Annotated in this window: 9 protein-coding genes; 2 read left to right on the top strand and 7 right to left on the bottom strand. The window is 73.2% G+C overall.

The window, feature by feature from the left end:
* Positions 1-305: 305 nt before the first annotated feature.
* The gene (locus tag ACFC1T_RS07680; RefSeq protein ID WP_375884873.1) at positions 306-1760 is read left to right on the top strand and encodes an ABC1 kinase family protein; all 1455 of its coding nucleotides are present in this window, start codon (positions 306-308) and stop codon (positions 1758-1760) included.
* Between the two features lie 124 nt (positions 1761-1884).
* Here ACFC1T_RS07680 and ACFC1T_RS07675 read toward each other — a convergent pair whose 3' ends face one another.
* The 4 genes from ACFC1T_RS07675 to ACFC1T_RS07660 form a co-directional block, all read right to left on the bottom strand.
* Positions 1885-2016, bottom strand: coding sequence for a hypothetical protein (locus ACFC1T_RS07675; RefSeq protein WP_375884871.1), 132 nt, complete (start codon positions 2014-2016; stop codon positions 1885-1887).
* Between the two features lie 266 nt (positions 2017-2282).
* Positions 2283-2651 (bottom strand): WhiB family transcriptional regulator, encoded by a 369-nt coding sequence (locus tag ACFC1T_RS07670; RefSeq protein WP_375884869.1) that lies wholly within the window; start codon positions 2649-2651, stop codon positions 2283-2285.
* Between the two features lie 168 nt (positions 2652-2819).
* Complete coding sequence (locus tag ACFC1T_RS07665; RefSeq protein ID WP_375884867.1) at positions 2820-3278, bottom strand: hypothetical protein; 459 nt, start codon at positions 3276-3278, stop codon at positions 2820-2822.
* 308 nt (positions 3279-3586) lie between these two features.
* The gene (locus ACFC1T_RS07660) at positions 3587-5854 is read right to left on the bottom strand and encodes an ATP-dependent DNA helicase UvrD2 (RefSeq protein WP_375884864.1); all 2268 of its coding nucleotides are present in this window, start codon (positions 5852-5854) and stop codon (positions 3587-3589) included.
* Between the two features lie 163 nt (positions 5855-6017).
* Between ACFC1T_RS07660 and ACFC1T_RS07655 the strand changes: the two genes are divergently transcribed.
* Positions 6018-6275, top strand: coding sequence for a mycoredoxin (locus ACFC1T_RS07655; RefSeq protein WP_375884862.1), 258 nt, complete (start codon positions 6018-6020; stop codon positions 6273-6275).
* 70 nt (positions 6276-6345) lie between these two features.
* Here ACFC1T_RS07655 and ACFC1T_RS07650 read toward each other — a convergent pair whose 3' ends face one another.
* The 3 genes from ACFC1T_RS07650 to ACFC1T_RS07640 all read right to left on the bottom strand — a co-directional run bounded on the left by ACFC1T_RS07650 (position 6346) and on the right by ACFC1T_RS07640 (position 9910).
* The gene (locus ACFC1T_RS07650) at positions 6346-7185 is read right to left on the bottom strand and encodes a GntR family transcriptional regulator (protein ID WP_375884861.1); all 840 of its coding nucleotides are present in this window, start codon (positions 7183-7185) and stop codon (positions 6346-6348) included.
* A gap of 310 nt (positions 7186-7495) precedes the next feature.
* Positions 7496-8437 carry an NAD(+) diphosphatase gene (gene nudC, locus ACFC1T_RS07645; RefSeq protein ID WP_375884860.1) on the bottom strand — a complete coding sequence of 314 codons (942 nt, stop codon included), beginning with the start codon at positions 8435-8437 and terminating at the stop codon, positions 7496-7498.
* Positions 8438-8506: 69 nt separating this feature from the next.
* Complete coding sequence (locus ACFC1T_RS07640) at positions 8507-9910, bottom strand: dipeptidase (protein WP_375884857.1); 1404 nt, start codon at positions 9908-9910, stop codon at positions 8507-8509.
* Between the last annotated feature and the right edge of the window lie 175 nt (positions 9911-10085).

Below are 10085 nucleotides of genomic sequence, written 5' to 3'. Positions count from 1 at the left end.
GGGCCCCGGGGCCCGGCCCGGGGGGGGGGGCGGGCCCCGGGCCGGGTGAGAGCGGGAGCCGCTGTTCCGAGGGACGGGGTGAGCGCGCGATGTGGAGGGGTGGGTGGGCAGGCGGCGGGTGAGGTGGGAGGAGGAGGGAGGGAGGGTGGGGGCGGGGGGGAGGGGGCGGGCCCCCGGAGTGTCGACGGAGCGAAGCCCCGAAAGCCCCCCACGAAATACCACCGGACCCAGCCCGCGAACCGGGCACAATGGCCTAGTGACGGTGGCCCGTCCGGCGTCGGGGGGCCAGGGGATTGGAGGCCCGGGTGAGCGATCTTCCGCGCAAGGCAGTGACCCGAACGGCACGGCTCGCCGCCCTGCCGCTGGGCATAGCCGGTCGCGCCACGCTCGGACTGGGCAGGCGCATCGGCGGCCGGTCCGCCGAGGTGGTGACGGCCGAGCTCCAGCAGGCCACCGCCGACCAGCTGTTCAAGGTGCTGGGCGAGCTCAAGGGCGGGGCAATGAAGTTCGGGCAGGTGCTGTCCGTCTTCGAGGCCGCGCTGCCCGAGGAGGTCGCCGGTCCGTACCGGGCGGCGCTCACCAAGCTGCAGGACGCCGCTCCCCCGATGCCCGCCGCCAAGGTGCACACCGCCCTGGCCGAGCGGCTCGGGGAGGGCTGGCGCGAGCTGTTCCTGGAGTTCGACGACCGTCCGGCGGCGGCCGCCTCGATCGGCCAGGTGCACCGCGCGGTCTGGCACGACGGCAGACGGGTCGCCGTCAAGGTGCAGTACCCGGGTGCGGGCGAGGCCCTGCTCGCCGATCTCTCCCAGCTGTCCCGGGTGGCCTGGCTGCTCGGCCCGCTGATCCCCGGGCTGGACATCAAGCCGCTGATCACCGAGCTGCGCGAGCGCGTCTCGGAGGAGCTGGACTACGAGCTGGAGGCCCAGGCCCAGCGCCGGCACGCCGAGGAGTTCGCGGGTGACCCGGACATCGTGGTGCCGGTCGTGGTGGCGCAGGCCGACCAGGTGCTGATCACCGAGTGGATGGACGGCACCCCGCTGTCCGAGGTGATCGCGAACGGCACCCAGGAGGAGCGCGACCGCGCCGGGCAGCTGCTGGCCCGGTTCCTGTTCGCGGGCCCGTCACGGACGGGGCTGCTGCACGCGGACCCGCACCCGGGCAACTTCCGGCTGTTGAAGGACGACGGCCCGATCGGGGGCTGGCGGCTGGGCGTGCTGGACTTCGGCACCGTGGACCGTGTGCCGGGCGGGCTGCCCGCGCCGATCGGGGCCTCGCTGCGGATGGCCCTGGACGGCGACGCGGCGGGCGTGCTGACGATGCTGCGCGAGGAGGGCTTCGTGAAGCCCTCGATCGAGCTGGACCCGGACGCGGTGCTGGACTACCTACTGCCGATCATCGAGCCGGCGGCGGTGGACAGCTTCCACTTCACCCGGGTCTGGATGCGGGCCCAGGCGGCCCGGATCGCCGATCCGCGCTCGCCCGCCTACAACCTGGGCAAGCAGCTGAACCTGCCGCCCTCGTACCTGCTGATCCACCGGGTGACGCTGAGCACCATCGGGGTGCTGTGCCAGCTGGGCGCCAAGGCGCCGTTCCGTGCCGAGATGCTGGAGTGGCTGCCCGAGTTCTCCGGTGAGCGCCCCGCGAAGCCCGCCGGGGCGGGCGGCCCGGCCGAGCCCGCGAAGCGCCCCGCGTCCGCCCCGCCCGGCAAGCCCACCAAGTCCGCGAAGCCGACCAAGGCCGCCAAGCCCGCCCGCGACTGAGCCGACCCCCCGAGGGCGGGCGCCGCGCACAAGCACAACGGCCGCAGGCCGCTCCCCGGGAACGGGGGCGGCCTGCGGCACGACGGGGGTCAATTGGATCGGCGGCGAACCGCCCGTGCCGGCGCTACATCAGCGCGACGGCGAGCGCCTTGCGGGCGCGCAGCGAGGCCCGCTCGGCCCGCTGCCGGAGCTTGCGGGCCCGGACGACCCGGCTGACGAGGCGTTGTTCCTCGGCCTCGTGGAGCCTGTCTTGCATATGGGCACGGGCCAGGGATTCATGCAGGAGTTGCATTTCGAGGGTCCTGTTCTGGATCTGAAGTTCGGTGGTCTGCTCAGCGCGGACGGTCGGATCGATGGCGGCGGGGGTCATGTGGTGGTCCTGCTCGTGGTGCGTGCTCGGAAATGGGACGGTGCGGGCTGCTGCGTCGGCCTTGGCGGCGGCGATCCGTACGGACCGGCGGAGGGCGCTGTCCAGCGGGGGCTGCTCTCCCCGGCGGACTGCCCTGGCGTCGTGGGCGGGGTTCACGCCATGACCTCGGTCTTGCGCGGACGCCCACGCGGCCGCTTGCGGGCCACGACGACACCCTGGACGAACAGTTCGCCGCCCCAGACGCCCCACGGCTCGCGCCGCTCCAGGGCGCCCGCGAGGCAGGCCTCCTTCACCGGGCAGGTGCCGCAGAGGGACTTCGCGTACTCGACGTCGGCGGGCGTCTCGGCGAAGAAGACCTCGGGGTCGAAGGCGCGGCAGGGGATGGGGAAACCGAGCGCCTCGGCCTGCTCGATCGAGTTGAGCTGCATGAACGGAACCTCCGGAGGGTCGGCCTGGTCGGCCTTGGTGATCTGGCTTGTCGGCGGTACGGACGGGATGGGCGGCGTGATGACCGTGGACACTGTGGGCGTCTTCCTCGTCTTCTCAGTGGTTCCGGCCCAGGGAACTGGTGGTGCTGGGCCGGAGGCCCCGGAGGGCCTGGGTGGTCTTGCGTACCGGACAAAACAGAAGGGCCGCGGATCCCGGTGTGACGGGTTCCGCGGCCCTGGAGGTGCCGACCTGAGGCTGACTCAGGTTCGTTCTCTCCAGGGTTCAGGCCCGCGGAAGGCCCGCATCCGGACGGCCTCGGCGCCGATAAAGGCGGCCTTGGCCTGGTTGATCTGCTGCTCGTTCTGCTTCTGGGCGTTTCCGGCACCGATGGCCTGCGCATAGTCGCCATGCATCGCGGCGATTACGACTGACTTCGGTGCCTGGAGCGGTCGCTGGTCGCACTCGGGGCGCGACGTGCCGACCTGCGCCCAGCCACGGGACAGACCGGTCTCGACGACGATGCCTTCGACACTCCTGCCGCCCGTGGGGCACAGATCAGTGTGTCCAAGACCACTGACAGCGGAGGCGACGGAGACACCGGTGGTGTCGAGACCCAGACCGGTTCCACCGAGCTCGGCGAGCGCCCGCAGACGGGCGGCACGCAGGGAGGCAGCGACAACGGTCTGGCCAGTCATTTTGGTGATCATGATGTTTCCCACTGTCTTCGCCTCCTCTCGGCGTCTCGCGGAGCCTGGTTTCCCTGGCTCCGAATGTTCGGATGTCTGTCTCGGTGAAGCTGGTGAAGCGTGAAGCGGGTGAAGCTGTGTGGCGTGGGGAATCGGCACAGGTCTCACCCCGTGCGACCGCGTCCCCTTGACCGCTCCGGCAGGCTATTGCGCTCCCGGTATGCCGCGCAAACTATTTTTCACGCGAGTTCACGCGGCGCCATCGACGGCACGGTCCGCGCGACGTTCCGCGGCGGTTGCGAAGTCCCCCGAGCAGTCCCCTGGACCGCGCCCGTGCCGGCTCACGCCGGATCGACCGGACCGTCGTCCTCGACGCCGTCCGAATCCTCCTCGGGCTCCTCCCCCGCACACAACGAGAGCACGGCGGCCCCGTACTTGTCCAGCTTCATGGCGCCGACCCCCGAGATCAGGGCCAGTTCCTGCCGGTTCGCGGGCACGTCCTCGGCGATCGCCATCAGCGTCGCGTCGGTGAACACCACGTACGCCGGGACGCCCTGCCCCTTGGCCTGCGCGGCCCGCCAGTCGCGCAGGCGTTCGTAGAGCGCCTCGTCCATCGTGGACGGGCAGTCCTCGCAGCGGCGCAGCTTGCGTTCGACGGCGTCGGTGAGCGCCTTGTCGCAGACCCGGCACTTGACCGGGCCGCGGACCCGCCGGGCGGCGGAGCGCTCGCCGGGCTCGACACCCCCCCGCCCGCCCCGCGCGCCGGTGCGCGCGCCCGGGGCGGTGGAGCCGGGGCGCAGCCCGTCCATGAAGCGGCTGGGCTTGCGGGAGGCACGGCCGCCCGGGGAGCGGGAGAGGGCCCAGGAGAGGCTGAGGTGCTTGCGGGCGCGGGTGACGCCGACGTAGAGGAGCCGGCGTTCCTCCTCGACCTGTTCGTCGGTCTTGGCGTAGATGATCGGCAGGGTGCCCTCGGTGAGGCCGACGAGGAAGACGGCGTCCCATTCGAGGCCCTTGGCGGCGTGCAGGGAGGCGAGGGTGACGCCTTCGACGGCCGGGGCGTGCTGGGCGGCGGCGCGGGCGTCGAGTTCGGCGACGTAGGCGGCGAGGTCGGTGTCCAGGCCTTCGGCGGTGCGGGTGCGCTCGAACTCCTCGGCGAGCCGGACGAGGGCGGCGAGGGACTCCCAGCGGTCGCGGACGGCGCCGGAGCCGGCGGGGGGTTCGGGGGTGAAGCCGCGGCTGGCAAGGACGGCGCGGACCTGGCCGGCCAGGTCGGGGGCGCCGGCGGTGAGGGGGTCGGCGGCGGCGCGGGCGGCGCCGCGCAGCAGGACGCCGGCGTCGCGGACCTCGGGGCGTTCGAAGAACCGTTCGGCGCCCTTGAGCTGGTACGGGACGCCGAGGTCGGCGAGGGCCTGCTCGTAGACCTCGGACTGGCCGTTGGTGCGGAACAGGACGGCGATCTCGCTGGCGCGCACGCCGGCGGCGATGAGGTCCTTGATCCGGCGGGCGGTGGTCTCGGCCTCGGTGGGTTCGTCCTCGTACTCGGTGTAGACGGGTTCGGGGCCGGCCTCGCGCTGGGAGACGAGTTCGAGGCGGTGGCGGGCGGCCTCGCCGCGGGCCTGGGAGAGCAGTCCGTTGGCGAGGTGGACGACCTGGGGGGTGGAGCGGTAGTCGCGGACGAGTTTGACGACGGTGGCCTCGGGGTGGCGGCCGCGGAAGTTGAGCAGGTAGTCGGGGGTGGCGCCGGTGAAGGAGTAGATGGTCTGGCTGGCGTCGCCGACCACGCACAGGCTGGCGCCGCCGCCGTCGCCGGTCCACCGGTCGAGCAGGCGCTGCTGGAGCGGGGAGACGTCCTGGTACTCGTCGACGGTGAAGTGCCGGTACTGGCTGCGGACCTGGTCGGCGATGTCGGGCCGGTCCTCCAGGATGGCGGCGGTGAGGAGCAGGACGTCCTCGAAGTCGATGTTGCCGCGGCGGGTCTTGGTCTCCTCGTAGACGCGGTAGACCTGGGCGGTCTCGGCCGGGTCGCGGGGGGCTTCGCGGCCGGACTTGGCGACGGCGGCGGGGTAGTCCTCGGGGGCGGTCTGGGTGACCTTGGCCCATTCGATCTCGGCGGTGAGGTCGCGCAGTTCGGTGCGCTGGACGCGCAGTCCGCAGCGGCCGGCGGCCTCGGCGACGAGCTGGACCTTGCGTTCGAGCAGCTGGGGCACCGGGCCGCCGACGGCGCGGGGCCAGAAGTACTGGAGCTGGCGCAGGGCGGCGGCGTGGAAGGTGCGGGCCTGGACGCCGTCGGCGCCGAGCTGGCGCAGCCGGCCGCGCATCTCGCCGGCGGCGCGGGCGGTGAAGGTGACGGCGAGGACCTGCTGGGGCTGGTAGACGCCGCTGCGCACGCCGTAGGCGATCCGGTGGGTGATGGCGCGGGTCTTGCCGGTGCCGGCGCCGGCGAGGACGCAGACGGGGCCGTGCAGGGCGGTGGCGACGGCGCGCTGTTCGGGGTCGAGCCCGGCGAGGACGGCGTCGGGGCCCGTGGCGGTGCCGGGGTCGGCCCAGGGGGAGCCGTGGGGGCCGTCGTAGGGGCTGCCGCTCAAGAGGTCTTCCTGCATGCGTTCCATCCTCTCAGCCCGCTGGGACAACGGGGGCGGGGTTGTCCACAGGCCCGGTGCGATCGCAGGATGATCGCTCTGCTCCGTGCGTCCTGGGGCCGGAATGACTGCCACCCGGTGGACGTTGCGGCTGTCAGAACGTACGAACCCCTCTTTCGAAGGAGCCCCCTCGATGTCCGGCAGCGTGACGATGTACAGCACGACCTGGTGTGGTTACTGCAACCGGCTCAAGAGCCAGCTGGACCGCGAGGGCATCGGCTACACCGAGATCAACATCGAGGAGGACCCGGCGTCGGCGACGTTCGTCGAGTCGGTGAACGGCGGCAACCAGACGGTGCCGACGGTGCTGGTGCAGCCGGTGGGCGGCGGGGAGCAGGTCGTGATGACGAACCCGAGCCTGATCCAGGTCAAGAAGGCCCTCGCGGCCTGACCCGCCACGGTCCGCCCGGGTCCGCCGGGATCCGCCCCGGTCCACCCGGGTCCGCCGGGGTCGGCGCGCGTCACTGCGCGTCGGCCCGGGCGGGGTCGACGGGGGCGGCGGGGGCGGGCAGGCTGGTGCGCGCGCCGAGGTCGCCGATGCCGTAGACGAGTCGGCTGCGGTCGGCGGAGTAGCGGGTCTCGATGACCCGGACGGGGCCGCGCCGGTCGTAGGTGACGCGGGTCTGGACCATCAGCGGGACGCCGGGGCCGCCCTGGAACCACTGGGCCTCCTCGGGGCCGGGCATCCGGGCGACGAGGTGGTCGACGGCGCCGATCTCGGTGCGGCCGAGGGTGGCGAGGACGGCTTCGTCGCCGCCTTCGACGGGGTCGGGTTCCATCAGCGGGGTGCCGGCGGCGAGTCCGGCCCGGTAGTGGCTCTCCTCGATGGAGTACGGCTCGCGGTCGAGCAGGCGCAGCTGGCGGCGGACGACGATGGCCTCGCCGGGGCGCAGTCCGAGGCGTTCGGCGATGTCGACGCGGGCCCGGACGATCATCATCTCGAAGTCGGTGCTGAGTTCGCGCCCGGCTTCGGCGGCCTCGCCGAGGTAGACGGTGGAGGGGGCGGCGAGGCAGTCGCGCGGTGCGGGGGTCAGGGTGGGGCCGTAGGCGCGGTGGTCGAGCACGGGGTGTTCGCGCAGGTAGGTGCCCTTGCCCTGGAGGCGGACCAGTCGGCCTTCGTTGACCAGGACGTCGACGGCGAGGCGGACGGTGTTGCGGGCGACGCCGTACTGGCGTTCCAGTTCGCTCTCGACCGGGAGGGCGGCGGCGGCGGTGAACTCGCCTTCGGCGATCCGGCGGCGCAGGTCGGCGGCGAGGCGCTGGTATTTGGGGGATTGGGCGGAGCCCCGGGGGATTGTCACCCGAGTGAATGTAGCGAGCGCGGTGACGCGGTTTCAGCCGTTTCCGGCAATGTCGTCCGCGCGGGTTGACGGTGGGGGCGCCGGAGTGCCCCGCGGTAGCAGAACTGGCCCGTCCGGTTACGAACAGATGCTCGTGGCGGGTTCGGGAAGAGCTCGAAAAGGAAATAGGGGGCGCGCGGCAAGAGCCACGCGCCCCCTTCTCCTCGGGCGTCCCGGAAATCCGTACCGGATGACCGGATCGCCGGATGACCGGACGACGGGATAGCCGGATGACGGGACAACCGGACGACCGGACGGCCGAATACCCGGACTACCAGCGCGCCGCCGAGGGCAGCGGCTCGCCGTACCAGAGCTCGACCAGGTGGCGGGCGATCGAGATGCCGGAGGGCGGCAGGATCTCCCCGGCCTCCATCCCGGCCCGCAGTTCCTCGCGGGAGAACCAGCGCGCCTCGGCCAGTTCCTCGCCGTCCACGGTGATCTCGGTGCCGCCGGGCAGCGCCTTGCCGGTGAAGCCGAGCATCAGGCTGGACGGGAACGGCCAGGGCTGGCTGGCGACGTAGCGGACCTCGCCGACCCGCACCCCCGCCTCCTCGTGCACCTCGCGGGCGACCGCCTGCTCGATCGACTCCCCCGGCTCGACGAAGCCGGCCAGCGTGGACCAGCGGCCCTCCGGCCAGAGCGCCTGGCGGCCGAGCAGGCAGCGGTCCTGCTCGTCGGTGATCACCATGATCACCGCCGGGTCGGTGCGCGGGTAGTGCTCGGCCGCGCAGGAGGTGCAGCGCCGCACGTGCCCGGCGCCCGCCTTCTCGGTGGGGTGGCCGCAGCGCGAGCAGAAGCTGTGCAGCCGGTGCCAGTGCTCCAGGGCGACGGCGTGCACCAGCAGCCCGGAGTCCCGGTCGGACAGCATCGCGCCGACCTCGCGCAGCCCGGCGGGGCGGGCGTCGCCGTCCAGCCGGCCGGGCAGGCTCTCGCCGGCCAGCGCGAAGTACGAGACGCCGTCCCGGTCGGTGCCGAGGAAGTAGCGGTCCCCGGTCTGCGGCGCCTCGAAGGAGGGCAGCAGGACGAGTTCGGTGCCCTCGGCGGTGTCCACGACGAAGGCCTCGCCGCCGGCGATCGGCAGCACCCGGGTGGCGGGGTGGCTCCAGGCCGCGGCCAGCCAGGGCTCGTCGAACCGGTGCTCGGCGGCCCGCTCCACCCCGGCCCTGGCCAGGGCCAGGGCTCGCGGGCGCTCGGTCTCAGGCTCGGTGCTCACGTCGTTCCATCCCCACGTGGTGAATCATCCGGATGAGTGATCTGACTGCTGTTCCGCGGGCGCGGCGGCTCACGCGCCGGGCCGGAAGTTCTCGGCCAGGTCGCCCCACAGGTAGGCGGCGGTCTCGACGCCCTTGGCCAGCAGGTCCAGCTCGACCTTCTCGTTGACCGAGTGCCAGCCGTCCGAGGGCACCGAGATGCCGAGGAACAGCACCGGCGCGCCCAGCACGTCCTGGAGGTCGGCGGCGGGGCCGGAGCCGCCCTCGCGGGTGAAGAGGATCTTCTGCCCGAAGGCGCGGCCCATCGCGCGGACGGTGGACTGCAGCGCCGGGTGGTCCAGCGGGGTCAGGCAGGGCCGGGTCGCGCCGGGGAAGACCAGCTCGTACCGGATGCCCTCGGGGACCTGCTCGGCGACCCAGGACCGGACGGCCTCGCGGACCTTCTCCACTTCCTGCCCGGCGACCAGCCGGAAGGACAGCTTGAGGTGCGCCGAGGACGGCACGATGGTCTTGCCGCCGGGGCCGGTGTAGCCGCCCCAGATGCCGTTGACCTCGGCGGTGGGCCGGGCCCAGACCCGCTCCAGGGTGGAGTACCCGGCCTCGCCGCGGGTGCCGTACGACTTGGCGACGCGCAGCCACTGCGCCTCGTCGAAGGGCAGTTCGGCGAACAGCTCGCGCTCGCGCTCGGTCAGCTCGACGACCCCGTCGTAGAAGCCCGGGATCGCGACCTTCCGGTCGGCGTCGTGCAGGGCGGCGGTCAGCTCGGCCGCGACCTCGGCCGGGTTGGGCACGGCGCCGCCGAAGGAGCCGGAGTGGATGTCGGTGTCCGGGCCGTACAGGTCGAGCTGGGCGTCGGCGAGGCCGCGCATGCCGGTGCAGACGGTCGGGGTGGTCTCGGACCACATCCCGGTGTCGGAGATGACCACCACGTCGGCGGCCAGCCGGCCGGCCTCGCGCCGGACCAGGTCGGCGAAGTGCGGCGAGCCGGACTCCTCCTCGCCCTCGATCAGCAGCTTGAGGTTGACGGCCGGCGCGGTGCGGCTGGTGGCGGCCAGGTGGGCGCGCACGCCCAGGGTGTGGAAGAACACCTGGCCCTTGTCGTCGGCGGCGCCGCGCGCGTACAGCCGGTTGCCGACCACGGTCGGGGTGAACGGCTCGGTGTCCCAGCCGTCCTCCTTCGCCGCGGGCTGCACGTCGTGGTGCCCGTAGACCAGGACGGTCGGCGCGGACGGGTCCCCGGACGGCCACTCGGCGAACACCGCCGGCAGCCCGTCGGTCTCCCACACCTCGGCCACCGGGAAGCCGGTCCCGCGCAGCTTGGCGGCCAGCCAGTCCGCGGAGCGGCGCACGTCGTCGGCGCGCTCCGGGTCGGCGGAGACGGAGGGGATCGCCAGCCACTCGGAGAGGTCGGCGAGGAAGGCGGCCTGGTGCTGGTCGATGTAGGAGCGGACGGCGCTGTCCGGGGTACTCGTCATACCGACGACTGTAGTTCGCCCGTGCGGGTGCCCGCCCCGGCCCTCCGGGTGCCGGACGCCGTCGGGCCTGTAACCTCCGTCACCCCCGCCGCCGGGAGGGGCGGACGGGGGTGGCAAAGGGGTGGCGGTCGGGGGCGGCCGGGGCCGGGCGCGGCGGTCGGGGGTGGCCGGGGCC

Origin of the sequence: Kitasatospora sp. NPDC056076, assembly GCF_042266305.1 — a bacterium.
In the GTDB taxonomy this organism is placed as follows: domain Bacteria; phylum Actinomycetota; class Actinomycetes; order Streptomycetales; family Streptomycetaceae; genus Kitasatospora.
This window is presented reverse-complemented; position numbering and strand designations above follow the sequence as displayed.